Origin of the sequence: Hymenobacter sp. J193, from assembly GCF_024700075.1 — a bacterium.
In the GTDB taxonomy this organism is placed as follows: Bacteria; Bacteroidota; Bacteroidia; order Cytophagales; family Hymenobacteraceae; genus Hymenobacter.
This window is the reverse complement of the sequence record NZ_JAJONE010000001.1, coordinates 4,110,355-4,136,298: the sequence shown is the minus strand read 5'-3', so window position 1 is coordinate 4,136,298 and position 25,944 is coordinate 4,110,355. Positions and strand designations below refer to the sequence as shown.

General features: G+C 61.8%; 23 protein-coding genes, 1 other RNA gene, 1 pseudogene and 1 riboswitch. Of the genes and pseudogenes, 7 read left to right on the top strand and 18 right to left on the bottom strand.

Translation table 11 applies throughout. From position 1 onward, the window contains the following. Positions 1-143: 143 nt before the first annotated feature. A riboswitch (SAM riboswitch) is annotated at positions 144-236 on the bottom strand. 312 nt (positions 237-548) lie between these two features. Continuing rightward, positions 549-1,010: a DUF4890 domain-containing protein gene (locus LRS06_RS18090; protein ID WP_257872784.1), complete on the top strand. Its 462-nt coding sequence runs from the start codon at positions 549-551 to the stop codon at positions 1,008-1,010. Between the two features lie 152 nt (positions 1,011-1,162). Here the strand turns inward: LRS06_RS18090 and LRS06_RS18085 are convergent, their stop codons facing one another. The 4 genes and pseudogenes from LRS06_RS18085 to LRS06_RS25610 form a co-directional block, all read right to left on the bottom strand. Then, on the bottom strand, positions 1,163-1,867 hold the full coding sequence (locus LRS06_RS18085; RefSeq protein WP_257872783.1) for an EcsC family protein: 705 nt from the start codon (positions 1,865-1,867) through the stop codon (positions 1,163-1,165). A 19-nt stretch (positions 1,868-1,886) separates the two neighbouring features. Further along, on the bottom strand, positions 1,887-2,312 hold the full coding sequence (locus tag LRS06_RS18080; protein WP_257872782.1) for a GxxExxY protein: 426 nt from the start codon (positions 2,310-2,312) through the stop codon (positions 1,887-1,889). Between the two features lie 48 nt (positions 2,313-2,360). Further along, positions 2,361-2,819 (bottom strand): hypothetical protein, encoded by a 459-nt coding sequence (locus tag LRS06_RS18075; RefSeq protein WP_257872781.1) that lies wholly within the window; start codon positions 2,817-2,819, stop codon positions 2,361-2,363. A gap of 256 nt (positions 2,820-3,075) precedes the next feature. Next, positions 3,076-3,315 (bottom strand): annotated as a pseudogene (locus tag LRS06_RS25610) (Gfo/Idh/MocA family protein); the annotation flags it as partial. 319 nt (positions 3,316-3,634) lie between these two features. Between LRS06_RS25610 and LRS06_RS18065 the strand changes: the two are divergent. Further along, positions 3,635-4,354, top strand: a complete 720-nt coding sequence (locus LRS06_RS18065) for a M48 family metallopeptidase (protein ID WP_257872779.1) — start codon at positions 3,635-3,637, stop codon at positions 4,352-4,354. A 723-nt stretch (positions 4,355-5,077) separates the two neighbouring features. Here LRS06_RS18065 and LRS06_RS18060 read toward each other — a convergent pair. Beyond that, a complete protein-coding gene (locus tag LRS06_RS18060; RefSeq protein ID WP_257872778.1) occupies positions 5,078-6,244 on the bottom strand; it encodes a DegT/DnrJ/EryC1/StrS aminotransferase family protein in 1,167 nt (388 codons plus the stop codon). Positions 6,245-6,396: 152 nt separating this feature from the next. On the opposite strand from LRS06_RS18060, the gene LRS06_RS18055 reads away from it, so the two are divergent. Next, positions 6,397-7,293: a hypothetical protein gene (locus LRS06_RS18055; RefSeq protein WP_257872777.1), complete on the top strand. Its 897-nt coding sequence runs from the start codon at positions 6,397-6,399 to the stop codon at positions 7,291-7,293. A gap of 78 nt (positions 7,294-7,371) precedes the next feature. Here the strand turns inward: LRS06_RS18055 and LRS06_RS18050 are convergent, their stop codons facing one another. The 6 genes from LRS06_RS18050 to LRS06_RS18025 form a co-directional block, all read right to left on the bottom strand. Then, positions 7,372-8,322, bottom strand: a complete 951-nt coding sequence (locus tag LRS06_RS18050; protein ID WP_257872776.1) for a glycosyltransferase — start codon at positions 8,320-8,322, stop codon at positions 7,372-7,374. A 36-nt stretch (positions 8,323-8,358) separates the two neighbouring features. Next, a complete protein-coding gene (locus LRS06_RS18045) occupies positions 8,359-9,051 on the bottom strand; it encodes a cell division ATP-binding protein FtsE (RefSeq protein WP_257872775.1) in 693 nt (230 codons plus the stop codon). A gap of 82 nt (positions 9,052-9,133) precedes the next feature. Next, positions 9,134-9,337: a fructose-6-phosphate aldolase gene (locus tag LRS06_RS18040; protein WP_196955859.1), complete on the bottom strand. Its 204-nt coding sequence runs from the start codon at positions 9,335-9,337 to the stop codon at positions 9,134-9,136. Between the two features lie 93 nt (positions 9,338-9,430). Then, the gene (fsa, locus tag LRS06_RS18035; protein WP_257872774.1) at positions 9,431-10,087 is read right to left on the bottom strand and encodes a fructose-6-phosphate aldolase; all 657 of its coding nucleotides are present in this window, start codon (positions 10,085-10,087) and stop codon (positions 9,431-9,433) included. A gap of 275 nt (positions 10,088-10,362) precedes the next feature. Next, positions 10,363-10,459: signal recognition particle sRNA small type (gene ffs, locus LRS06_RS18030), an RNA gene on the bottom strand. Between the two features lie 172 nt (positions 10,460-10,631). After that, positions 10,632-11,096 (bottom strand): carboxypeptidase-like regulatory domain-containing protein, encoded by a 465-nt coding sequence (locus LRS06_RS18025; RefSeq protein WP_257872773.1) that lies wholly within the window; start codon positions 11,094-11,096, stop codon positions 10,632-10,634. Positions 11,097-11,396: 300 nt separating this feature from the next. Between LRS06_RS18025 and guaA the strand changes: the two genes are divergently transcribed. Then, positions 11,397-12,929 carry a glutamine-hydrolyzing GMP synthase gene (gene guaA, locus LRS06_RS18020; RefSeq protein WP_257872772.1) on the top strand — a complete coding sequence of 511 codons (1,533 nt, stop codon included), beginning with the start codon at positions 11,397-11,399 and terminating at the stop codon, positions 12,927-12,929. Positions 12,930-13,101: 172 nt separating this feature from the next. Here the strand turns inward: guaA and LRS06_RS18015 are convergent, their stop codons facing one another. Continuing rightward, complete coding sequence (locus LRS06_RS18015; protein ID WP_257872771.1) at positions 13,102-14,988, bottom strand: DUF4153 domain-containing protein; 1,887 nt, start codon at positions 14,986-14,988, stop codon at positions 13,102-13,104. Between the two features lie 75 nt (positions 14,989-15,063). Further along, positions 15,064-15,375: a DUF6686 family protein gene (locus LRS06_RS18010; protein WP_257872770.1), complete on the bottom strand. Its 312-nt coding sequence runs from the start codon at positions 15,373-15,375 to the stop codon at positions 15,064-15,066. 244 nt (positions 15,376-15,619) lie between these two features. Here LRS06_RS18010 and LRS06_RS18005 point away from each other — a divergent pair, with 244 nt between their 5' ends. Together LRS06_RS18005 and LRS06_RS18000 are read left to right on the top strand one after the other, a co-directional pair. Continuing rightward, on the top strand, positions 15,620-16,492 hold the full coding sequence (locus LRS06_RS18005; protein WP_257872769.1) for a hypothetical protein: 873 nt from the start codon (positions 15,620-15,622) through the stop codon (positions 16,490-16,492). A gap of 50 nt (positions 16,493-16,542) precedes the next feature. Continuing rightward, on the top strand, positions 16,543-18,849 hold the full coding sequence (locus LRS06_RS18000) for an AsmA-like C-terminal region-containing protein (protein ID WP_257872768.1): 2,307 nt from the start codon (positions 16,543-16,545) through the stop codon (positions 18,847-18,849). 101 nt (positions 18,850-18,950) lie between these two features. On the opposite strand, the gene dgt is transcribed toward LRS06_RS18000, so the two are convergent. The 5 genes from dgt to LRS06_RS17975 are packed head-to-tail and all read right to left on the bottom strand — an operon-like array spanning position 18,951 to position 23,635. Continuing rightward, positions 18,951-20,375, bottom strand: coding sequence for a dGTP triphosphohydrolase (dgt, locus tag LRS06_RS17995; RefSeq protein WP_257872767.1), 1,425 nt, complete (start codon positions 20,373-20,375; stop codon positions 18,951-18,953). A 39-nt stretch (positions 20,376-20,414) separates the two neighbouring features. Then, a complete protein-coding gene (locus tag LRS06_RS17990; protein WP_257872766.1) occupies positions 20,415-21,179 on the bottom strand; it encodes a fatty acid desaturase in 765 nt (254 codons plus the stop codon). Between the two features lie 18 nt (positions 21,180-21,197). Then, a complete protein-coding gene (locus tag LRS06_RS17985; RefSeq protein ID WP_257872765.1) occupies positions 21,198-21,878 on the bottom strand; it encodes a DUF4166 domain-containing protein in 681 nt (226 codons plus the stop codon). Between the two features lie 23 nt (positions 21,879-21,901). Then, a complete protein-coding gene (locus LRS06_RS17980) occupies positions 21,902-22,819 on the bottom strand; it encodes a DoxX-like family protein (RefSeq protein WP_257872764.1) in 918 nt (305 codons plus the stop codon). 54 nt (positions 22,820-22,873) lie between these two features. Next, complete coding sequence (locus LRS06_RS17975; RefSeq protein WP_257872763.1) at positions 22,874-23,635, bottom strand: DUF1361 domain-containing protein; 762 nt, start codon at positions 23,633-23,635, stop codon at positions 22,874-22,876. A gap of 345 nt (positions 23,636-23,980) precedes the next feature. On the opposite strand from LRS06_RS17975, the gene LRS06_RS17970 reads away from it, so the two are divergent. After that, positions 23,981-25,885: an ABC transporter substrate-binding protein gene (locus LRS06_RS17970; RefSeq protein ID WP_257872762.1), complete on the top strand. Its 1,905-nt coding sequence runs from the start codon at positions 23,981-23,983 to the stop codon at positions 25,883-25,885. The last annotated feature ends 59 nt before the right edge of the window (positions 25,886-25,944 follow it).

Genomic DNA, 25,944 nt, shown 5'->3' with positions numbered 1-25,944 from the left:
GGCCAACTCAGGCCCGCAGGCAACTCAGCTCAGCAACAACACTGCTTGCTACAACACGCCTCAGCGGCCACATACGGGCACAAGGAGGCAGCAGGAACAACAGGGCGAGCAGTAAGGCGAGGCAGAAAGTCCACGGCAACTTGTTTTTATATGGTCAGGAGTTGGCACCGTTCCGCGGGGTGCGGGTGGTTGCCGGCGCGTCGTCGAGCCTGTCTCTCGGCACCTCTGTATAAAAACAATCCTTCAGGCTAGAAAGAATTGATGCCGCAAAGGTAGCCCCGTATTCCGGGGCCCGCAAACCCCGCTTTCTACCCGATACACCACCCCAAATAGGTTAACTCCCTAACGAACAGCACCCTAATTCAAACGACAGGATTCAGTTGTGAAAGTTTAAGTCGAAATTTTAAATTTTTTCAGAAGGCGTTTTGGCTTGATCTGGAAGAAACTGGCACCGGAGTTGCAAACCACCCCAATGAAGCCGGTTTTTCTGTTTCAGCCGGACGCGGACTTCACTTCACCAGTTGCACAAATTCACTTCTTCCTTCGTCATGAAAAAGCTTCTTGTAGTTCTGCTCGCCTTCTCGTTTTCCGCTGGCGCTGCTTCGGCCCAGACCACTACCGCTCCGGCCGGCAAGCCGAAAATGCACCACGGCCACAAAGGGCAGAAAGCCAACCTCACGCCCGAACAGCGCGCCGACAAAGCCGCCAAGAAAATGGCAGAAAAGCTGAGCCTCACAGCCGCCCAGACAACTCAGGTACGTCAGCTGCACCTAGCCCGTATCCAGGAAATGCAGGCCCACAAAGCCCAGGCCGGCACCACTGCTGCCCCCGCCGATAAAAAGCAGCATCATGCCGCTATGAAAGCCGGCAAGCAGCGCTACGAAGCCCAGCTCAAGCAAATCCTGAGCGCCGAGCAGTACGCTAAATACACCCAGCTGCAGGCCGAACGGATGCAGAAGCGCAAAGCCCACCGCCAGAGCATGGCGGCCCCCCAGCAAGGCAAAAGCTAAGCCGCTGATTCACGCATAGAAAAGGCCCCGACGGAAACGCCGGGGCCTTTTCTATTTTCTTTAGGCATGCCATTCCGAGCGAAGCGAGGAATCTGAGTCAACCGTTTGTAAACATTAACCCAGATTCCTCGCTTCGCTCGGAATGACATGCCTTAAGGTGCTTCGGAAGCAAACCAGCGCAGGCGGTAGCAGTTGATGGCGGTTTCGCCGAGCTGCTCGACCAGCTTGTAGTTGGCCACGGCGCCCACGGCCGCCCCAATGACGGGAATGAGCTGGGCCAGCTTGGCCAGGTCGATGTAGTCGCGGTACTCCTGCTGGAAGGTGAGCCAGTCAAACTCGTTGACGTCGGTGGGCAGGGTGTGGCGGTAGGTTTCCCAGGTGGCTACGCGCTGATAGATTTCGTTGCGGGTGTGCTGGGAGCTGAAGGCCAGCTGAAAGATGTGCAGCAGAAACAGCCGCTCGGAATAGTCGCGCACATCGTGGCCGTAGAGGGCCGCTACGTCGAAGAGAAGCTTGAGCTTGAGGCCGAGCAGCAGGGGAAAATCGGCGAGGCCGAGAAGGAAGCCGCCGGCACCGGTGGCGGCTCCTTCGGCCGCGGCCGTGTTGCGGTAGTAGCGGATGCGGGTGCGCACCAAGGCTTCACGCTCGGCCAGGGCCGTATCGGCGAGGGGCTTGCGGGTGGTGTGCATGGAGCCGAACAAGACGCCCTGCACCATTTTCTGGATGGCTACGGTGAGGGCCTTGTGCAGCTTTTCGGGCAGCAGGGCGTTGAGGCGCGCTTGCACCCGGCGGGTGAGGCGCCCCAGCAGCGTGGGCTTCCGCTGCATCCGTTGCTGCCAGGCTTCGAAGTCGTTCATATGGTTGCGCTAACGGGTTTTAGCCCGCAGAGGGCGGGGAGGGTTTCGCGGAGGGCGCAGAGGGTTCTTCCAGGCCGTTTACTTTGCGGAATATGCCGTTTTTGATTAGAGGCACGTTGAAGTTGATGAGCAGGCCAAGCTTATAGCCGGAGAGCTTGAGGTAGGTGACCAGCTGCATGTGGTGTACTTCCAGCAGCGTTTCCACCGATTTTAGCTCCACCACTACTTTATCTTCCACCAGCAGGTCGAGGCGGAAGCCTTGCTCCAGCGTCAGGCCGTCGTATACCACGGGCAGGGCCACTTGCGTCTGAACCCGTAGGCCAGCTTTGCGCAGCTCGTGGCACAGCAGCGTCTCGTATACCGATTCCAGCAGCCCCGGTCCCAGCGCCATATGGATGGTAAACGCCGCCTTCCGAATCAAAAACGAAATATCATTCTCGTGCATCTGCGTCCTCTGCGTCAAGCCTCAGCGCCCTCTGCGGGCTAAAATCCGTCAGGTCCGTAAGCTATACACGCGCTCTATCATTTCCACCACCTTCAGGCCTTCTAGCGCATTGGTGGTAGCCAAACCGCCGTTCTGCAACGTCTCCAGCACGTTTTCGATGACGTGGACGTGGTTGGCGGCGGAGCCCTGGTAGGCGCCGTAGTGGTTGGCGGGATTGGTGGGCGGCAGCATGGGCAGCTGATAGTTGCGCAGGTGGCAGTGCTCCACTTTGTCCATGTACTGGCCGCCGAGGCGCAGGCTGCCGTGCTCGGCTACCACGGTGAGGGAGCTTTCGAGGTTCTGGTCCCACACAGCGGTGCTGTACTGGAGCGTGCCGCTGCCCCCGCGCACGAGGTCGAAGGTAACGAGGCCCGAGTCCTCGAACTCGGTGAGGTGCTGGTGGTTGAAGTCGCGGAAGCGGGCCGAGATGTTGGTGATGTCGCCGAACACCCAGTAAAGCAAGTCCACGAAGCTGGCTGAACTGGGTGAAGAGCGTACCGCCGTCCTGCTGGCGGGTGCCGTGCCAGGAGCCGGGCGTGTAGTACCGCTCGTCGCGGTTCCAGAAGCAGGTGAGCTGCACAAGGTAGATCTGGCCGAGGCGGCCTTCGTCGTAGATGCGCTTAAGCCAGGCGGCGGGGGGCGAGTAGCGGTTCTGCATCACCCCAAACACGCGGCGGCCGGTAGCCTGGGCCGTATCCACAATGGCCTGGGCATCCTGGGTGCGCAGGGCCATCGGCTTTTCCACCACCACGTGCAGGCCGGCTTGCAGCCCTTGGATGGCCTGGAGCGCGTGCAGGTGGTTGGGCGTGGCTACGGTGAGCACGTCGGCGCCGGGGCCAGAGCGAAGGTACTCATCCAGGGAAGCGAAGAAGGGCACGCCGGGAAACTCGGCGGCCAGGGCGGGCTGCAGCTCGGCGCGGATATCAATGAGGGCGACGAGCCGGGCACCGGGCTGGCGGGACACCAGGGCGGCGTGGCGGCGGCCGATGTGGCCCACGCCGCAGATAGCGAATCGAATGTCAGGTGAAGAATCGGCCACGGATTAGGTTGGCAGGGTAAAGAAATACGGCGCAAGCTGCGAAAAAACCGGCGGTTGTGGGTATAGGTAATGATTTAAAAGAACGTCATGCTGAGCGAAGTCGAAGCATCTCTGCCGCTTCGTTGCACTGGTAAATGATTACCCTCGGCAGAGATGCTTCGACTCCGCTCAGCATGACGGCTAACGGCGCGAACGGCGGGCGGGGACAAGCCCCGCCCCTACCTTTGCGGAAAAACAATTCTGTATGGCCCTGACGCAGCTGGCTGGTATTGAAGTAGACCTGGTGCGCAAGCGCATGCGCAGCCTACGGCTGACGGTGTACGCCGCCGGGCGCGTGCGCGTGTCGGCACCCCTGCACACGCCACTGGCGGCCGTGGAGGCGTTTGTGCAAGCGCGCCGGAGCTGGATTGAGAAACACCAGCAGCAGTTTGCGGCCCGCCCCCTGGTGCCACAACTGCGCTACGAAGCCGGCGAAACGCACTTCTACCAGGGCGAAGCCTACACGCTGGCCCTGCACGCCGCCGCCCGGCCCCGGGTAGAGCTACACTCCGAAACCCGGGAGCTGCACCTGTATTTGCCGGCCGAAGCTACAGCGGAACAGCGGGCGGCCTTGCTCACGGCCTGGTACCGGCATCAGCTGCGGGCGCTGGTGCCCCAGCTGCTGGCCAAGTGGGAGCCGGTGGTGGGCCGACAGGCGGCGGCCTGGGGCATCCGGCAGATGCGCACCCGCTGGGGCACCTGCAACATTGGCGCCCGGCGCATCTGGCTGAATCTGGAACTGATAAAGCGCCCTCTCCCCTGCCTGGAGTACGTGGTAGTGCATGAACTGAACCACTTGCACGAGCGGCTCCACAATGCCCGCTTCTGGGGGCTGATGGATCAGTTTATGCCCGATTGGCGGGCCTACAAGGCCGAGCTGAACCGCGTCCACCTCACGCCGGGCGCGCCTCCCGACGCTGATTAGGGGCAGCGTGATGTACAACAACGGTCGGGGAAAGTCCCGCCCCTACGACCGGTATTATTTGCTTTGGCGAAGGGGCTGTAAGAACGGTGTAGAGACGCCTAGTTGCGTCTCCTCGTTGAACGACCGGAGCAGCGTAACTAACAATAATGGTTGGTACGGCGCGGCCGACGAGACGCAACCAGGCATCTCTACAGCACTGCAATTGCCGAAAAAACAAGACACCCCGCTTTCAGCGGATCCTGATACCAGGCCACGAAAAAGCGGATTCTTCCGCGCAAAACCCGTGACTATACCCGCAACGACTGCGGCGAGGCCCGCGACGACTGAATCCGGACCCGCGACGACCGGGGCGACACCGCGGACACCTGAATCCGGACCCGCGACGACTGAATCCAAGGCCGCAACGAGTGAGGCCACACCCGCGACGACTGAATCCGGACCCGCGACGACTGAATCCGGACCCGCGACGATTGGAACCAGACCCGCGACGACTGCGCCCGGAGGTCGGACTTTTGGTATCCGGCCGGCGGACTTCTGGTATTTGCAGGTCGGACTTTTTGCAAAGAATAGTACAGGTTGACTGGCTACATTTTGGATGCAAACCGTCACGCGTGGTAGGGGCGGGGCTTGCCCCCGCCCGACGTTGAACGAAATCCACACTGAGCAACGGCGGGCGGGGGCAAGCCCCGCCCCTACGGCCTTTTCTTGGCTCCGGCGACAACGTTACCGGGCAATCCCGCCTCCAAAAGCCTGCAGCACCTCCCCGATGTAGACCTGCTCCTGCTCTGTGAGCGTGGGATGGATGGGCAACGACAGCACGGTGCGGCAAAGACGCTCGGCCACCGGAAACTGCCCGGCGCGGTAGCCTAGGTACTGATAAGCTGGCTGCTGATGCACGGGCAGCGGGTAGTACACGGCGCTGGGCACGCCGTGCTGGTGCAGGTGTTGCTGCAGGGCGTCGCGGCGGCCGGGCTCATCGGCCACGGTGATGGTGTACTGGTGGAAGACGTGGGTGCTGCGCGGGTCGCGGGCCGAAATGATGATGCCGGGTATGCCTCCCAATAGGGCATCGTAGCGGGCGGCCACATGCTGGCGGGCGGCCGTCCAGGCGGGCAGGTGGGGCAGCTTCACGCGGAGCAGGGCCGCCTGCAGGGTATCGAGGCGGGAGTTGAGGCCCACGTGCTGGTGGTGGTACTTGCGCGTCTGGCCGTGGCTGGCAAGCTGGCGCAGGTAGGTGGCGCGACTCTCGTCGCGGGTGAAGAGGGCGCCGCCGTCGCCGAAACCCCCGAGGTTTTTGCTGGGGAAGAACGACGTAGTGCCCACCTCGCCCACGGTGCCGGCCAGCCAGGTTTCCTGCGGGTTTGGTTGAAACGTGGCCCCAATGGCCTGGGCGTTGTCTTCGATCAGGGCCACGCCGTGCGCGTCGGCCAGCTCGCGCAAAGCCAGCAGATCGGCGCACTGCCCGAACAAGTGCACGGCTACGATAGCGCCCGTGCGGGGTGTGAGGGCGGCCCGCACGGCGGCGGGGGCGAGGTTGAAGGTATCAGGCCGTACATCGGCGGGTACGGGGCGCAAACCCAGCACGGCGGCCGCTTCGAGGGTGGCCACGTAGGTGAAAGCGGGCACAATGACTTCGGCGCCGGCGGGCAGGTTCAGGCTCATCAGGGCCAGCTGCAGGGCGTCGGTGCCGTTGGCGCACGGTATGACGTGGGCACCACCGAGGTACTGACTCAATTCCTGCGCAAACTTTCCCACGGCGGGTCCCTGGATGAAGGCGGCTTCGGCCAAAGTCTGGCGCACCGCGGCTTCCAGCTCGTCCTGAATGGGGGCATGCTGGGCAGCTAAATCGAGCAGCTGAATGGGGGCGGCGGGACGAGGTACAGTAGCCAATGGGAGGCAGTAAATGAGTAATGGCCCTAAAGATAGAAGAGGCCAGGCAAGCGGAGTCACCGCAACCCCGGGTGGCGTCGCATCGTTATGGCAGCAGCCCAGCTCGAAAGTGAGCCGGCTATTTCCCGTTTAACTTTCTCCTCCCTACTGCCATGTTCAAGAAATTCATCACCCTCCCCGCGCTGGCTGCTTTGCTGCTGGCCGGCGCTGCCACCCAATCCAGCTGCTCGCGCACCGAAAACGCCGAGGTAGCCCAGGACAGTGAGCAAGCCTACTCCGATTTCCGCACCTTCGTGACCAACGCCGAAACCAACGCCGACATGGTGGGCGACAAAACGGAAGAGCAGTGGAACCAGGAAACCGCTCAGCTGAAAACCGATTACGATGCCCGCGTGGCCGCCGCCGAAGCCGGCATGTCGGGATGGGATGAAGCGCGCCGCACCGAATACGACCAGTTGAAAACCCGCTATACCACGGCCTACGACAAGCGGGCCGCCGCCTGGAGCAGCCGCTCCGGGGCTACCGCGGCGTCCGGCACGCCCACCAAGCTGGGCAAATACTACAAGCCTTCCTCCCCCGCCGCGCAGATTACGGCCGCCAACGCCCGCGCTACCTACGAGGCTTTCGTGAACAACATCAAGGCCAACGAAAACCAATACGACATCGACGACTGGCGCAACATCAATGCTGAGTGGCGCGCCCTGGATGAGGCCTACGACAAAGTAAAAGGTGACATTCCGGCCAACGACCTGGCCGAAATTCAGAAGGAAAAGCTGAAATATGCCGCCTTCAAATCCTACGATAAAGCTGAGGCCCGCACGGCCCAGGGTGCCGACGCCGTGAGCGGCGAAGCCAAGGAAATCAAAGCCGAAACGGCCGATGAGCGCAGCAAAGTAGGCCAGGCCGCCAGCAATACGGCTTCTGACGTGAAGGATGCTGGTAAAACCGTAGGCCAGAAGATTGGTAACGCCGCCAAAAAAGTAGGCGAGAAAACCAAGGAAGGCTATAAGGAAGTGAAGTCGGAAGTTAAAAACACCGACAACGACTAAGAACTTGTTGGTTGATTCTGGTCATTCGAGAACAAACCACCAAAATCCAACAATGAGCAACGAATAGCCAACGTTACCTCAGCCGCCAGCCTCCACCGGGCTGGCGGTTTGCGTTTGGGGCCGGTGAGTTTCGGGGCGGCCCAGCGCCAGCAGCAGCCAGTACAGCTTGAGCGCATCAAATTGGCGCAAACTGCCAGGCCGCGCCAAGAGCACCTGCCGCCGCACCCGACGCTGCACCAGCGCGAAGCCCCGGCAGTAGGCCTGGTCCAGCCCCAGGCGGCGCAGGCGCAAGGCCGAGCGCAGGAGTTTGGTATCGGTGCCCAGCCCTTCGGACCGGTACAACTGCGCGAGGTTGAGCACCGCCTGCCGCGACTTGCGCAGAAACTCCGGGGCCGGCTCCAGCCCATCGTGCAGCACCGGGTTGTTGAGGTGAAGCACCGCCACCTGCTGGGCCCGCAGGGCCCAGCCCAGCTTGGTATCCTCGTGCCCGTAGCGCGTCAGGTGTTCATCGAGCCCGATGCTGCGAAACAGGTCGGCGCGTATCAATATATTATTGATGGTTAGCTGACTGTAGGCGTTGCGCTGGCGCATGGATGCCGAACGCGCCTCGCGCTGCAGGCCATACAGCCAGCGCAGGCGCAGTGCCGCGTCGGATGGCTCTGCCGGCTCGTAGGTAGTACCGCCAACCAGCACGGGCGCGGTGGCACGCGCAGCCACGTAGCGAGTCAGAAATTGCGCGTCGGGCAGCAGACTATCATTGTCGAGCAGCAGCAGCCAAGCGTGGCGGGCAGCAGCCGCTAACTGGTTTCGAATGGCTGAGCGCCCGACGTTATGGGGCAGTTCGTGGTACAACACTCCGGGCCACGTCTGCACCACGCGGTTTGTTTGGCGCGTAGCTTCCCCGGAGCCATCATCGTAGCACAGAATTTCGACCGGGCCGGGCCAGTCGGGTGCCTGCCGGACAAGCGCGGCCACCAGCCGGGTTACGTTCCGGTTATAGATAGGCAGCAAAACCGACAGGCCCGGCATAGGTAAAAAGCGTAGGGAATAAAGAAAGTACAGCCGTTAGCTGCCGCTCAGCTCCAGCGGTGCCTTGGCCGAGTCGAGCAAGTGGCCGTCCTTGCACTGCAGCACCCGCTGGGGGTACTGGCGCAGCAGCTGGTAGTTGTGGGTAGCCATGAGCACGGCCGTACCCGCGTGGTTGATTTCCACAAACAGCCGCATAATACTATCGGCCACGTCGGGGTCGAGGTTGCCCGTGGGTTCGTCGGCCAGCAGCAGCAGGGGCTCGTTGAGCAGGGCGCGGGCAATAACCACGCGCTGCTGCTCGCCGCCGGAAAGCTGGTGGGGCATTTTGCCAGCTACGTTGGCCAGCCCCACGCGCATGAGCACTTCCGAAATGCGCTGTTTTTTGCGCGCCTTGCCCGTCCAGCCGGTAGCATTGAGCACAAACAGCAGGTTATCGGCCACGGAACGGTCGAAGAGCAGCTGAAAATCCTGAAAGATAATACCCAGCTTGCGCCTCAGCTGGGGCACCTGCCCGCGGCTGAGGCGCTGTAGCGGCACCCCGGCTACCGTGGCAGTGCCGCCGCCCAGGGGCAGGTCGGCGTAGAGGGTTTTGAGCAGGGAGCTTTTGCCCGAGCCCGTCCGGCCTACGAGGTAGGCAAATTCGCCTTTTTCCAGCCGAAACGACACCTTTTGCAGCACGGTATTCACCTCCTGCATAATGTACGCGTCGTGCAGCTCAATTACGGACATGCGTGTAGTGCTTAATGCCTGGTACCGGGGGCTCAAGGGTCACTTATGAACCGATGACCTGCACCAATAGCAGAGGTTACAGTTAGACTTCGAGCTTTTGCAGCTTGCCAAACGCCAGCTGCTCGATGACGGCGGCCAGTGGAGTTTCCTTGCCTTCCAGCCCGTAGCGGTGCAAATCCTTCAATGGGCGGTCGGCACGGAAATACGCAATGAGCACGAAGTTTTCGTCGCGCAGCTGAATATAATCCGGAATCTTGGCCTTGCCTTTTACCTTGATGATGTACATTTCTGTTAATGTGCTAAGGTGTTAATGTGGTTGAATTTGCTAATGCTTTTCGGTTGTTAATTAACACTTTAGCACATCCAACACATTAGCACATTAAGAATTGACTTTTTTGTGGTCGGCCAGGAAGGTGGCGAGGCCTTTGTCGGTGAGCGGGTGGTGGAGCAGGCCGGTGATGACGCTCAACGGGCAGGTAACTACGTCGGCGCCCAGCTCGGCGCACTGGATCAGGTGGGGTACGTGGCGCACCGAGGCCGCCAGTACCTGCGTAGGGTAGCCGTAGTTGCTGAAAATATCCACTATCTGCTGCACCAGCTGCAGGCCGTCGTGCCCGATATCGTCGAGGCGGCCCACGAAGGGCGACACGTACGTTGCGCCGGCCTTGGCCGCCAGCAGGGCCTGCCCGGCCGTGAAAATCAGCGTGCAGTTGGTTTTGATGCCTTTGTCGGCGAAGTAGCGGATGGCTCTCACCCCGTCCAGGATCATGGGCACCTTCACCACAATATTGGGGTGCAGCTCGGCCAGGGCCTCTCCTTCCCGGATGATATCGTCGAAATCGGTAGCAATAACCTCGGCCGATACGTCGCCTTCCACCATCTCGCAGATTTGCCGGTAGTGGCGCATCACCGCGTCGGTGCCCTTGATGCCTTCCTTGGCCATCAGGGACGGATTGGTGGTGACGCCATCGAGGACGCCCAGCTCTACGGCTTCCTGGATTTCGCGCAGGTTGGCGGTATCAACGAAGAATTTCATACGCAACAGGTGGGTTAGGACGATAAGAGAAGCAGCGGCACCTTACGCCAGCAACTGGTAGCGTGTGGTGCCGCAAAAGACGGTACCCCAAAGCTACTCACGGATTAACTCCTGTGGTAACCGATAGCGGGTATTTTATGACTACATCCAGCATAAACAAGCTTTTGAACAGGCCGGAAAAGCAGGAAAGCGGCCCGCTTGGGCCGCTTTCCTACGCATAGTCCAGCTACAAAAATCCGCAGCAACAGCCGCAATCCGAGCTCATTCACGGACAAAAAAAAGCGAACCAATATCGCACCGCTCAACCACCTACCCTTGCTACCTTCCGGTCCTGGGGGAGTTCAGCAGGAGCTGGTCGTACTGATTCGCCGCTGCAAATATACGCAGGTTTTTCTGCCCGATGCAAGGTTTCCTGCCCCTTCACCCGTTGAAAGGCGCCATCTATCTGAGTCAGAAGCCAAAAAAGGAGCACCGAGGTGCTCCTTCCGGACTGTTTTCATAGCATCGGATCTGTATCAGCCACCTTGCATTGAGCGAGTCGGCGTTATTTCTTTCTGGTGGTTTGCGGAGCAAGGCTTACGTTGACGGGCAGGTAGTTGCTGGCGTCAATTTCCTTGTCGGCGTAGCCCCCATAGCTGAAGAGCAGCTTGTTGACGCCGGCTGGCACCTGCAGAGAGTAAAAGCCCTTGGCATCGGTGCTGGCGGCCACCCCGGCGCCCCGCACGTACACGGTAGCCCCAATGAGCGGCTCGTTTTCTTCGTTCATCACGCGGCCCTTCAGCGTCACCTTCTCGGCCAGGGGCGCGGCGGACAGAATCGAGTCGGCCGTTAGTTCTTCCTCACTGCTGAGTACCGGGTCCCGGATTTCATCGGGCTGCGTAGTGGGTTTGAGCAGCGCGGCCATATCCAACGTGGTGAGCGCGGCGGGCGCGGGAGCTGATTGTGCCTGGGCGGCCCCGATTGGCAGCGCAAACCCAAGTAAACCGAAAACGAGAGTAGCGTAACGCATGCGGACAAGGGAATAAGAGTGAACAGGGAGCAGTTCAAAGGTAGCGGTATCCTCGGCCGGCTTCAAGGCAGATTGTGACGTGGACGTGACGTGAACCGGCCGCACAAATACTTGCACTATTCTTATTTAGATATTCCTACGTGGGAGTCAGCGCGGCAGCTCCACGGTAGTTTTCGGGTAATAGCCGGGTAGTTGTGACAGCGCCGGGCCCGAAACCTGCTGGTTGCGGCCCGCAAGAATTCTTCCGAGAGAACCCCGAAAAGCTGCGGCCGGTCTGAAATCTGCGCTTTACCTTTGCCCATGCCTCAACAGATTCTCATTCTCGATTTTGGGTCGCAGTACACCCAGCTCATTGCCCGGCGCATCCGGGAACTGAATGTTTACTGCGAAATCCATCCGTATAATCACGCCCCGAACCTCACTGAGGATATTCGGGGCGTGGTGCTTTCGGGCTCCCCCTGTTCCGTGCGCGACGCCGACTCGCCCAACCCCGACCTGAGCCGCTACCTGGGCCAGGTGCCCGTGCTGGGCGTATGCTACGGGGCGCAGCTGCTGGCCCACCAGCAGGGCGGCGAAGTACTGCCCGCCACCATCCGCGAGTATGGCCGCGCCCGCCTGGCCCGCGTGAATCACGACTCTCCGCTGCTGCACGGTGTGCCCACCGAGTCCCAGGTATGGATGTCGCACGGCGACACGATTAAGAGCCTGCCCGCCAGGTTCGACAGCATTGCCAGCACCCCGGAAGTAGCCGTGGCCGCCTTTAAAATTGCGGGGCAGGAAACCTACGGCATCCAGTTTCACCCCGAGGTAACGCACTCCACCGACGGCAAAACGCTGCTCCAGAACTTCGTGGTGAACATCTGCGGGCTCGACCAGAGCTGGACTCCGGAGCACTTCGTAGACTCCATGGTGGCTACCCTGCAGCGCACCATCGGGGAGGAAGACCAGGTGATTCTGGGCCTTTCCGGCGGCGTGGATTCCAGCGTGGCGGCATTGCTGCTGCATAAGGCCATAGGCAAGCGCCTGCACGGCATTTTCGTGAACAATGGCCTGCTGCGCAAGGATGAGTACGAGGACGTGCTCCACTCCTACAAGGACCTCGGCCTGAACGTGCGCGGCGTAGATGCCTCGCAGGAATTCTACGCGGCCCTCACCGGCCTCACGGACCCCGAGCTGAAGCGCAAAGCCATTGGCCGCACCTTTATCGAGGTATTCGACCGCGAAGCTCAGAAAGTAGATGGCGCCCGCTGGCTGGCCCAGGGCACCATCTACCCCGACGTAATTGAGTCGGTATCGGTGAAGGGCCCGGCCGTAACCATCAAGAGTCACCACAACGTGGGCGGCCTGCCCGAGAAGATGAACCTGCGCATTGTAGAGCCGCTGCGGGCCTTGTTTAAGGATGAGGTGCGCGAAGTGGGCCACACCCTGGAGCTGCCTGTCAACATTCTGCACCGCCACCCCTTCCCCGGCCCCGGCCTGGGCATCCGCATCCTCGGCGACATCACGCCCGAGAAAGTGGACCTGCTCCAGCGCGCCGATGCCATTTTCATCAACGGCTTGAAAGAGCACGGCCTATACGAGAAAGTGTGGCAGGCCGGCGTGATGCTGCTGCCGGTGCAGAGCGTGGGCGTGATGGGCGACGAGCGAACCTACGAGCGGGTAGTAGCCCTGCGCGCCGTGACGAGCGTGGACGGCATGACGGCCGACTGGGCCCACCTGCCCTACGAGTTCCTGGCCGAGGTCAGCAACAAAATCATCAACCAGGTGCGCGGCATCAACCGCGTGGTGTACGACATCAGCTCCAAGCCCCCGGCTACGATTGAGTGGGAGTAGGAACCACGGATTGGCTACGCCGAACTTCGTTTTGCGCGGATTTTTCGGACTACGCGGATTTTGTGGGCGGTGCGGTTGCGGATTTGGCTTTGCGTAACCCTTGAAGACCATTTTGCAGCCATTAGTAGCCGCTTCACCAGCAGCCCGGCCAGTGGGTCGGGCTGCTGGCTTTTTAGGGATTGGTTATTTCCAGTAGGGCCTGGGCTTCGAAATCGTACCGCACGGTATCCTCTTGCTGGCGACGGGTAAGCTCCCGCAGAAACAGCTGAAGCCTGGTATTTCCGGCTGTGGCCTGCAGCGTGAGCCCGGCAGTAGGGAGTCTTGTATGGTCGGCTTGGTTGCGGCCATGCTGGCGAGCCAGGGAATCAGCCAATCGGCCGGGAAACAAAGCAAGGCAGATTTTCCAACGCTGGTCGGCCCGCCACTGCTCCAGCACCAACTTGCGGCCTCGCCCCTCGGTGCGCAGCCGGAAAGTGCCTTCTGGCACAGCCGCTTTACTCAACACATTGTCGGTAGAGTCTTTCCGGTACTGCATGAGGCTCACATTGTTCAGCCAGTAGCGGCCATTGCCCAGCGTCCGCAAGTCCGGCTCGTCTGCCGCAAAGCTGGCTGAGAGTTCATGAGCCTGATCTGTGGCATACAGGCTAACCCGGTCCAGAAGACTGACGACAAATACCCGGTTGGATTTCCATTCTCCCTGCTGCCACTCCGGGCTCGCCTGCAAGGAATCAGGTAGCTGAAGTGAAGCGGTGAACAAAGGCTGCAGCTGCTCAGTGGCATCGCGCCGGGCGAAGAACTCGAAGATGGAGGATATGCGCTGGCGGACCGCAAAAGGCAGATTCGGTGCTCGTTTGCCGGCTTCATCCAGCTTGCCGTTTTCCAACAGCCTGTAGCGGGCGCTGATTTCGCGCAGCTGCCCCAGCTGGCTACGCCGGGCCACGGCAAAGGCGCTCCACGGGCCCACAGCCGCCAGAAACGCCACCAAAGCCAGCGAGGCCGGAATCCAGATGATGCCCTGCCCGCGCCGCACCAGAAAGTAAATGGCCATGCAGAAAAGCCACGCGGCCAGCACCAGCACGAAGTAACGCTCCTCCGTCACGCCATATTCCCCAACGCGGGTGCCAATGGCTACTGCCAGCAACCCCAGCAGCGGAAACAGCGCCAAATAAAACCAGCGGGCAAACGTGCGAATCCAGGTGTTTTCGGCGGCTTGCCGGATGGGATGAATCAGCAGCAGCGCGAAAATGCCCGCCACGGCCAGCGCTAGTACCAGCGTAGAAACCCAGCCTTTGGGCAGCGTCCAGAGCACTAGGATGCGGGCCAGATAGGCGTACAAAATCACCAGATACAGCACCACCAGCGGCAGCAGCACAAACTGCGTGAACAGCTTCAGCCCTTTGGGATAAGCCGTTTCCTGTTCCAGCGCCGCAAAATCCCGGGGCACCCCGGCCAGGAAAAACCACGTATTGAATACCGTAGCCAGCACCACGAACAAATCGGCATACAGACGCTCGTTCAGCTTCACGTCAAACAGGTTATCAACGGCGGCCAGTGCCAGTGCACACCCCACAAACAGGACCCCGGAGTATAAACCGGCCGTGAGAATGCGCAGAAAAAGGGTTTCATTATAGCGCCAGAAACCGGGAGTATCTGCCTGTCCGCGCAGCTCCGAGAGGTAAGGACCCGCTGCTACCCCTAGATGAAGGGCCAGCAGCAGCAATGCCAGTCGAATTCCCCAGGTAATATCCGGTTGGGCGGGCACCAGGGCGTACCATAAGCCCAGCAGTCCCAGCGCCCCGGCCATGCTGCCCCAGCGCAGCCACAGCGGCCACTGGTACCGCTCGGCCGTGAGAGCCAACGCCAGCGTGAGCGGTAAGGCCAGCCCGGCAGTCGATAGTGCCGGGAAAAGCCACCTCAGTTGCTGCTCTGCCTGGTTGTCAAGATAAATGGTATAGATACCTATTCCGCACAGTACAAAGGCGCACAACAGGGTAAGCGGAAACCGCTGCGCCACGCGGGCCGCTTCGGAAGTCAGGCGCTGCAGGGAAGGTAATTTCATAGCCAACTGGTGAATATACCGGGCAAGAACGGCTCTTTTGCTGAGTTTCCGGCTAGGCCCGTTGCCACCTACGCGCTACTGCAGCAGCTGCTCTACTTCCAGCAGCAAGGCTGTGTTTTCGAGAATTTCCTGGAGCTGCGTGAGTTCAACCAGCGAAAACACCAACGCCAGCCGGCAAACCGGCGTCCGCAGGGCAATGCAGCGCGCTTCGGGGTCCTGGGTGTGCAGGCAGTGGTATTGCCAAGTGCGCGATACGTAGCTCCTGAACTCAGCAAATTCCGCCGGAGTAGTGGCTATAGCCACATTTCCAAAGCACACGTGCAGGTGGCGCGTACGCGGGCAGCGGGCGCAGTAGCCATAGGCGTTGTGGTGAAAAAACTGCGCCATAAGCCGCTTCGGTTGAGTTATTGAGACGGCAAGTATAAATATTTAGAATTTGTCTAAATATTAATTCCGTTTATTTGACAAAGTTTTGCTGAATGTTATACTCCTGCTGGCCGCCCTGGCTCCTGTGCCGGAGCGAGTGGCCGCTTGAAAGTTGTTAAACTGCGAGCTGCCTTGCCCTAGCCGCGTGGGTACTTCTCTGCGTAAGACTGTTCCAACCTGTTGCTGCCCTTCTCTTCCTGTTTGCATGAAACGCTCTACCATTCCGCGGCTGCTGGCTTTGCTTGTGCTGCTGGCGCTGTTGGTGGTAGTGGGGGCGGCTTGGCTGCTGGGCACGCGCTGGGGGCAGCGCCGGGTAGAAACTCTGGTGCGCGAGCGGGTAGCGCGGCAGTCGGCGCTGGTGCTGGCACCGTTTGAAGTACGCTTTTCCCTGCTGCGCGACTTTCCGCACCTTACCGCCTCCGTGCACCACCTGAGTCTGACGGATACGTCCTACGGCCGGAGCGTAACCGTGCTGCGCGTGCCCCGCGCCGATGCCCGCCTGGAAGTCAGCAAGATATGGCGGGGCGAGTTCCGGGTAAGCCGCCTAACGGTGCGCGACGCCGTGTTCCGGCAGTACACCGATTCCCTGGGCCACGACTGGGGCCTGCGCGGCAAAGGCCCCCACAAGACGACGCCCTCGGCCCCGCCTTCCTTCGAGTTGGATTCTCTGGTTCTGGTCAACTTTCGCGTTTCCGAACGGAATGAGTTGCACCGCAGCAGCTTTGCCGCCCACGTGCAGCGCGGCAGCCTGCGGGCCCACGTGCGCAAGGGCATAGCGCACGTGCAGGGGCAGTTACAGGGGCAACTGGAGTATTTGCGCAGTGGCCGGGGCACGCTGTTTGAAATGGAGCCGATGGTGGCGCAGGTACACTATCAGTACAGCTTCCGGCGGCGCCAGGGCACGTTTCTGCGCACCAGCTCCACCCTCAACGGCGACACGGTGGTCCTAAGCGGCACGCACCAGGGCGCGGCGCCCGGTCAGCCCCGGGGCACCCGCCTCAATTTGCGCTTTGCGGGCCGGCAGCCGCTGCTGGAAGTGCTGCGGGTGGCTTTCCCCCGGGCCTCGACCGGTTTCTGACCGGAGCCCGCAGTGCCAGCCACGCCCGAATCTGGTATTCCATTCAAGGGGTGAGCGGCCCTACCACTCGGCCACGCACCATCCTGCGGTTTGCCCTCCAGAATGCGCAGGTGCAGTGGGCCGACTCGGCGCGGCGCATCCGGCGCTGGGACGCCCGGGGCGTGTTCGACAATGGTCCCAGCCACTCAGCCCGCACCTCTTCCCTCTCCTTTGAACAATGCCGGCTCTACTCCCGGGCCGGGGAGCTGGATGCCCAGCTGAAAGTAACTGACTTCACCCTCCCCCACCTCTACGGCCGCATTCGGGGCCGCACCGAGCTCCAGACCCTGGCCACCGTGCTGGTGCCCCGCCTCTGGCGCGCCCGCCAGGGACAGGTGGCGCTGGATATTCACCTGAACGGCACGCTGCCGGTTATTCCGCGAAGGCGGGGCCTGCGCCCGCGGCGCCCGACTTCTCAACGCCCGCCCATTGCGGTGCGCGGTACGGTTCAGCTGGAAAACGCCTTCTTCCTGGTTCCGGGGCGCCGGGCCGATTTTCGCCACCTCAATGTGCGCGTACGCCTGCGCGATAGTTTGTGGACGCTGGAAAACCTGAAGGGCGAGCTGAACGGGATGCAGGTGCAGGCCAACGCTACCACTACCTACCTGCTGGCGTACTTCAGCGGGCAGCACCGCACCACTACTATCACGGGCACCTTTGCGGTGGATGAGCTCCGGCTAACCGAGCTGCGCCGCCTACTGGCCCCACCGGTGCGCCGCCCGACCCGAAGACAGGCACTTCCCGGCCGCCCTCAGGATGTGGCATATCGGGCCCTGAACCTTCTGCCCGCCGGCCTGCAGCTCAACATCCGCCTCACGTGTGGGCGTCTGGTATTGGCCACCGACACGCTGCAGCAGCTGGCCGCTACCGTGCGGCATAACGGACAACGAGTGCAGATTTCCGATTTGCGCGGGCAGGCCTGGGGCGGCGACGTACGCGGAGCCGTGAGCTGGCTGACGGATACAACCCGGGAGCAGCCCGTAGCGGCACGGCTGGCGGTGCACTTCAACCAGCTCAACTACCAGCGCCTGCTCAACCGCGCCACCCAGGCCCCGCGCCGCGCTGCCAAAGCTCCATCCGACCCCTCGCTGCGGGAACTGCTGCTAGCGGCCAACGGGCAGGTGACGGCCGACATCGACCAGCTGCTGCTGCCGGGCGGCGACCAGCTGTCGGCACTCCGGCTGCGCATGGAAAAAAACGGGCCCGACTTTCGGGTTCCCAGCCTCACGTTTCGCACGAGCACAGGTGGCACGGGCGAGCTTTCGGCGGCGGCCAGCCTGCGGGGCCACCACCTGCTGCGAGCCCATACCGAGCTGGATTTGCGCTACGCTACCCTCGATGTGCAACACCTGCTGCAGCTGATGGCGTCCCTCAGCTCCCTGCCCGAGCCGCCCGACACGCCCCGCCGCCGGGCCGCTCGTCAGGCCAACCGGCCTTCGCCCCTGCTGGATGGTACCATCACGGGCCGGGTGCGCGTGCAGGCCGATGCCATTCAGTACGGGGTGCTGCGGGGCCGGCAGTTTCGGGCACGTAGCAGCCTCGAAACCGGGCAGGTACTGCTCGAAGAATGCTCGTTACAGGCGCTGGGAGGCAGTATTCACCTGCGCGGGCAGTTCCAGACGGAGAGCGAAGCCGGACAGCATCCGCTGCACACGCAGGTGCGGCTGGAAGATATTCAGCTACCGGAGCTGTTTGGGCTGGCTTCGGTGCTGGGGCTGGATGTGCTGGGGCCCGAAAACATCCGGGGCACGATGAATACTGAAGCCGACGTGCGCACGATGCTGGATGCCACCTTTCTTCCGCGGTTGGCGCAAACCCAGGCTTTCCTGCGTACCGATTTGCGCAACCTGGAGCTGCTGGAAGTGGAAGCCGTGATGCAGACGCTGAAAATGCTGCGCAAGCGCCGCACCAGCCACGTGTATTTCGAGCCGGTCCGGTCCCGGTTTATCCTCGACGGCAACCGCTTGCTCATTCCCGGCCTGAGCCTGAGCAGCAACCTCACCGACATGGCCATCACCGGGGAGTACTACCTCGATGGGCGTGCCAATCTGTACGTGGGCCTCAGTCCGCTGCAAACTCTGCTTGGCGACAACCGGCAGCGCGTGAGCCGCGTACAGACCGGCGAAGCAGCCCAGCGCCGCAGCCGGGGCCTCATTTACCTGAATTTGAGCCGCACGCCCGGCAGCCGCTACCAGGTGAAGCCTTTCCAGAAACTCGCCCAGCGCCGCTACCAGACCGACATTCTCCAGCAATACCAGGACCTGCTGCGGCAGCAGGCCCTGGACACCACCCTGCAGATGCTACAAACCTTTGAGTAATCTGTTGTCAATTGATAGCTGCCCGTTGTATAATAGTGCGTCATGCTGAGCTTGTCGAAGCATGACGGGCAACCAGAAATTATAAACCAGCAACGAAAAACTCAAAACACCTTGGGCAGGTCGATGCCGCGAATGGTGCGGAACAAGCTGAGGGCGTTCTGGTCGGTGAGGCCGCCGATGTAGTCGGTGAGCAGGATGATTTGCTCGTAGGCGGTGGCTTGCTGCTGCGGGCCGGTGGCCCGGAACTGCTCGGGCAGCAGCTGCAGAAGCTTGCGGGAACGGGCGCTGCTCTGTGGGTCGAAGGAGGCGTGCAGGAATGCGTCGAGCAGGCCGGCCAGCACCTCGAAGCCGGCGGCCTCAATTTCCAGCACCGGGCGACTGTGGTAGAGGTGCTCCACGGTGAGCTGGTGCATATGCTGGAGCTGCTCCCAGCAGTCCAACTGGCAGACGAGGGGCTCATCGGCGCGGCCGTACAGCAGTGCAGGGGCGCGAGTGGCAAACAACCGCGCCGTTTGCAGCACCAGGTGGTTGATGAGGCGCGCCCGCAGGTAGCCCAGCTCCTCGCGCCAGTCGCGCCACTCCACGGAGCCGCGCCGGTCGGGGGCGTCGCCCAGCATTTCGCGCAGCAGCCGCAGGCCGGCTTTCCGGGGAATCAGCCCCAGCTTCAGGCCATCCTCAAAGTCGATAATACGGTAGCAAAGGTCGTCGGCGGCTTCGACTAGGAACGCCAGCGGGTGCCGGTAAAAGCAGCCATCGGCCGCATCCTCCTCCGCCGATTTCGGCCGCAAACCCAGCTCCCGCGCCACTTCCTGAAAACGGGGGGCTTCAGTCTGAAAGTAGCCGTAGCGCTTCTCGCTGGTGCCCTGTGTCAGGCGGGTATTTGGCACCAGGGCCGGCCGCGGATACTTGCTGAAAGCGCCCAGTGTGGCGTAGGTGAGTCCCAGGCCGGCCGTGCCGCTGCTGTGGGCGGCGTAGGTGTGCGTGAGCACCCGGAACCCGGCGGCGTTGCCTTCAAACTGCTGTAAATCGGCGCGCTGGGCGGGGTTGAGCACGCGCACGAAGGGCTCGGCGGCGCTGCTGCGGAAGTAGGCCGATATAGCGTCTTCGCCGCTGTGCCCGAAGGGCGGGTTGCCGATGTCGTGGGCCAGGCAGGCGGCGGCTACTATGTCGCCGAAGTCACTGTCGAGATACGGCAGCGTGTGGGCCAGCCCTTCGGTTTCTTCGAGCAGCAGGCGGCCTCCGAGGCGACCAAGGGAGCGGCCCACGCAGGCGGTTTCGAGGGAGTGCGTGAGGCGGGTGTGCACAAAGTCGGTTTCGGGCAGGGGCATCACCTGGGTTCTGCGCTGCAGGCGCCGGAAAGCCGAGCTGAACACCACCCGGTCGTAGTCCTGCACGAAGGCCCCGCGCACGGGCGGCGCATCCGTCACGACGTGCAGCTGGGGCTGCTCGGGGTAGCGGCGGCGGCTGAGAAGCTGCCCCCAGGTCATAGCGGGCGCGGCGGCGGAATCAGGCTGGAGGTGCATCATCGGAAAGGCAAGGTAGCAGATACGGGGCTTTCCGGGCCGCTAGTGGTGATGCGGCGGGGGCGGCGGCAGCTCCGCTGCCGCCCGGGGCAGCAGGGCCGTCGGCACCCGGGGATAGTGGTGATGCAGGTGATGGAAAGCGAAGGACGACAGCACCGGCGTCCAGAAAAGTGCCGTAGCGGCGGCGGCCCGCACGGCCGGGTTGCGCTCGGCCAGTTGGTGCGGTAGGTAAGCCGCCCAGATGGGCAGCGTGGCACTCATCACGAAGGCCACGCCCCAATATACAAGCCCCACCGGGCTTCCCCACCAGTAGTACAGCCCCACGAATACCCCCAGCAGCAGCAGCGTCAGCGCGGTTTCAACGAGCTGAATGGAGCGCGTGTGCGGAGCCATGCGCAAGGATTCCCGTCGCAGCATCAGAATATGGTAAGGCCCCTGCCACACCACCCGCCAGAACGCCCAGGTAGCGGGGGCACCCTCCGGGTCATCGTCGCGCAGGCAGTGCGCGTGGTGGCGCAGGTGCGTCACTTGCAGGCCGTGCCCGCTTTTCAATAACAGCAGCCCGCTGAGCGTGAGCAGCCGGTCGTTCTGTTGCTTGGACAGCCCCAGGGCCTGGTGCATGGCATCGTGGGTTTGCACAAAGCCGGCCAGGCACACGGCTACCGCCAGGGGCACGGCCAGCCACCACCAGCCCAGGCTGGCCGTAGCCACGTAGCCCGCCAGCAGCACCCAAGGGCGCATCAGTTCCAGCCACTGCTGGGTAGGTGAAAGGCGCAGATGCGCCGCGGCGGCATTTGGACGTAGCATAAAATGGTAGCAGAGAATTTATTCGCGGGATTCCAGGCGCACAGGCAAGGCGTAGGTTGGTATCTGAGCGGCCGTAACTGGCTGCCACTCGGGTTGGAAAGAGCCGTGGTAGCCGAAGATTTTACCAAAGGTGGGGTTGCTGACTTCAACCTGAATACGGTAGCAGCCCGCAGCGTCGTCGTACCACTCTTCCACATCGGCCAGTCCCGAGAGCAGCATTGGAAACTGAAAGCTGAAGGGCCCCTCGTGAAACCGCTGGGCACCCGAGCGTAGCCGCAGCCCACCACGGGGCGTCACGGCCAAAGCAATGTCCACGGCCAGGTGTTGATGCGTACCTAAATAATCGACAATACAGTTGCGCCGCTGACTGCGCACCATAGTGGCATCAAAGCAACGGGTGCGCCGCGCAAACTCGAAGCGTCTGATCCAGGTGACGGTTTCGCGGCCCAGCTTGTCGCGGTAGGCGTAGTTTTCGATGCGGAAAGGAATGTTGTGGCCAGCTTCCGGAAACATGATATTTCGCAGCAGCCCTACGCGCAGAAAAGGCTGCGTGTACACCGGCCCATGCCAAACGCGCTCCATCACTCCGCGTCCAATGAAGGCCCGCTCCTGGGTGCTATGCAGTTGCAAACGCTCCTGAATACGCGGATGCAACCGCGCAAACTCGGCGCCTAACTCTTGCTCATAGATTGACTGCATACCTTAGAAAGTAGAGCGGTGAATTACCGGGGCCGGCGTAAGCAGCGGGTGGCGCTGGGTATTTCGTCGGAATCGAGCAGCAAGCCCACAGCCGCTAAGCCTAGCATACCGAGGTTGAGGGTAAACGGGTTGAAAGGCGCGATGAATACCGCCGGCTGACTGAACATAGCGCCTAGCCCCAGTATCACCAGTCCCACGCAGTTCAGCCAGTAGAGCGTACGCAGGAAACGGACCGGCAACAGCCAGAACAGCAGGCCAAAGCCAATTTCACCCCAGCCTACGGCCATCAGCAGATACCTGATGACGTCGGGCGCAAAGCCGGCTCCGCGCAGCATGGCTACCTCGCCGGTATCTGGAAACAGAAGTTTAGGAATCAGCCCCTGATACACCCAGATAAACCCCAGCACTCCGCGTACCAGCAGTTGCAGCAACGCCAGCCGCACCAGCACAGCCGGCCGGATACCCCGCTCCAGCCACAGCCGCAGGCAGTCGAAACTCCAGGCCGTAGCCCAACCGATAAGCGGGCGAAACACTGCCCGATCAAATAAGCGTCCTGGCAGGCCGAACCGAGTTTTATAGTCGTAGCCTGTGAAGAAGCGCAGGCCACCCGGTGCAGGCATTGGAATGTATTTCCAATACCCCGAGCCTGCGGCAATCAATGACAGCCGCTCATCCGACCAGAACTTGAGTACGGAGGTTCGCTCACCGTTCTTCTCCTTGCTACCTACACTCTCGCCGCGGCCCTCTACTCCCAGCCCGAAACCGATGCGCGTGGCGTACAAAAATTGTTGCGGCTCTGTGTCGGCCGCCCGGGGCAGGTACTCAATGGTTGTAAAGCGCAGGTCCCACTGTTGATGCAACTCCGGCTGCTGGGTGTGAGCCCACAGCTCTTCCATTGAGCAGCGAATAGAGGTTTCAACGTAGATAGGCGGGTTTTTCACGCAGGAAGCTAAGCCGGATAAGGCTCAGAAAGATACTACCCACTGGGAGGACTATCAAGCTGTATCCGCTATTCTTATTCTCCAACGATTACACCCGCTTACGAGCTTTAAGCTGGTCTTCAACCGACCGACGCAGGCTCTTCCTCCCCCTACGCGCCCCATCAGGCGCACGGTAGCATAGCCCAGCAGCAGAAATGCCCCAAACAGCAGCGTGACGCCCCAGGTACTGAGGTGGGCGGTTGGATGGACGAGGCGGTTGAGAATATCGTAGAACAGCGTGAGCGGGTTGGTAACAATGTCCCAGCTATTGAAGCGCAGGTAGCGGCCCAGGTAGATGCCGAAGGAGCTGAGCAGCAGCGCTACCGCCGCAAAACCCCAGCCGGTCCAGGTGCCCATACGGCGCGCCACCAGCGTCTGCATATCGGTCAGGGAGGCATAGGCCAGCATCAGCCCGTTCCAGGCGCAGCTCAGAATCAAAGCCAGATCGTACCAATAAGGCACACCGGCGCGGGGCTCCAGGTGAAAAAGGTCGGTAAGAATATAAGGAGCGTTGGGAAAGAACAGCAGCCATACCGCCCCCACCGGCAGCAGCACCCGAGCCTTCAGCCGGCCGTGCGCCAGCCCCAGGAGCGTGCTCAGCCCAAACGGAATGAGGGCCAGAAACAGGTTCCAGAGCAGAAAAACGAGGGTAATCTTGTGCGTTAGAAATACCCGAAAGGCAATCAGCACCACGCTGAGGGCCAGGGAGGCACCCAGCACCAGCACCAGGTTCAGGCGTTGGCGCAGCTGAGGCGCCGAAAAAGCAGCAACGGACATCGACATGCTGCCAAGGTCGGAAATCTTCGGGTTGAATGCTATAGCCGTCGTCGGGCTTTGCGGCGCTCTGCCTGTGAGCTGATGCCTTTCCAAGCAGTTCCCGCTACCTCTGACATCTTCCTGCCTAAATACAAAAGTCAGTTTGAAGGCAGCGTACACTTTCCGAGAAGGAACAGCGAAGGCACTGCCTACCCACCTCCGGGGTACCTCCCGAAAAAGTACTATTGGGGAGCCCGCTTCAGTGTAGTATAACCCTTGCCCGCCGCAACTACGTACCTTTGCCCCGGGCACCGCGTTGGTTGCGGCGCCGTGGTTCCTGCTGCCTATTCCCCGGCTCCTCGGTTTATGAGGTCTTTCTCTTCTTTGTTTACGGCCGTGCTGTGTGCTACCTGCTATGCGGCAGCTCCTGCCCTGGCCCAGCAAACACCCGTCAAAAAGCCCGCTACTCCCGCTGCCACGCCGGCGCGGCCAGCTACTACGCCCCCAAAGCCGGCGGCTACCCCGGCCGGGGCAGCCAAGCCAGCCGCAACAGCAGCCTCAAAGCCAGCGGCTACGGCAGCGCCCAAGCCAGCGTCTTCAGCACCTCCCAAGCCTACCGGCCCGCCCCTGCCGGCCAATATGGGCTCCGTGGATTTCAACACCCGCTACCGCAACGGCAAGACGCTCATTGATCAGACGCGCTACGAGCTGGCCATGCAGGAGCTGCAGCCGCTCACGGCGCCTACCACGCAGTTTGAGCGCGCGCCCGAAGCGGCCTACCTCTATGCCGTGGCCGCCAGCCGCGCCAAAAAGTGGGCCGAGGCCGAGCAGATGCTGAACCTGCTGCGCAGCCGGTTTCCGCAGTGGCCCGCCCTGGCCGAGGCCCTTTTTCTGCAGGGGCAGCTTTCCTTTGAGCAGGGTGACTTCGACAATGCGCTGCGCGTGCTAGCCCAGGTGCCGGCCGACCGGCTGGCCACGGAGCGCGAGAATATGAAGGCGCAGTATCTGCCGCGCATCAAAGACAAAGCTACCTTCCAGCAGCTGTTGCAGGCGTTTCCGCAGGAAGCGGCCCTGGCCCGCGCCTACGCCGACAAGCTGGCCAACGGCGGCTGGTACACCGATGCTGACCGACCTCAGCTCGACCAGCTCATCACGCAGTTTCAGCTGGACCGTACCCGCTACACGCCCCGCCGCCCGGCCAAAAAGAGCTCCTACAACATTGGCGTGCTGCTGCCTTTCGAGTTCAACGATACCAGCTGGGAAACGCGGCGCCGCAACCAGTTTGTGACGGACCTGTACGCGGGCTTACGTTTGGCCCAGGACTCTTTGCAGCGCGAAGGCCGACCGGTGCAGCTCTTTGCCTACGATACCGGCGCCGACACGCTGCAGCTCAAGCAGGTGCTGGCGTTGCCGGAGGTGGCCGGCATGGATATGATTATCGGGCCCGTGTATAAGTCGGGCAGCAAGATTCTGGCTCGCTACGCCCAGCAAAAGCAGATTGTGGTGGTAAACCCGCTGTCGCAGGACGGAGAGCTGGTGCTCGACAATGCCTGGCATTACCTCTTCGAACCCAGCACCGCTACCCAGGCCCGGCAGGCTGCCGAGTTTGCTTACAACCGGCTGGGTGGCCCCCGTACCGCCGTGGTGCTCTACGAGGACACCAAGGACGAAACTTCCTTCGGGCTGGCTTACAAGCAGGCTTACGAGGCGCTGGGTGGCAAGGTGCTCCAGCTGCGCCGCCTCAACTCCGACGTGGAGGAATCGGTGACGGCGGGGTTTGCGGGGGTGGATCTGAAGACGCTGGGGCACCTGGTAGTGGCCTCCGATGGCAAGCAGGCCGGCCCGGCTACCTTCAACGCCCTCAAGGCCCAGGACGCCCGCATCCCGCTCATCACCTACGCCTCCTGGATAGAAAACAACCGCGTGGGCCTCAGTCAGCTCGACGCCCGCGACGTGTACTTCATCCAGCCCAAGTACCTCGACAAAACCAACCCCGGCGTGCGGCGCTTCCGCCAGCTCTACACCCAGCGCCAGAACCTACCCCCTTCCGTGTTTGCCTTTTCAGGCTTCGAGCTGCTGTATTACTTTGGCTCCCAGCTGCACCAGCATGGCCCGGCCTTTCAGCAGCCGCTAGCTAACGGCGGGCCGGTGTCGGGGGCTGTATTTCAGGGCATTGGCTACCCCGGCGGCGCCCATGATAACCAGTACGTACCCCTCACCAAGCTCGAACGGCTGGAAACCGAAGTCCTGAACCCCGTTAGCGGCCGGTAACCGGTTGAATGGGTTTCTGGTTGATATGGCTACAAGGCTGAATGATTCATTTGGCATAC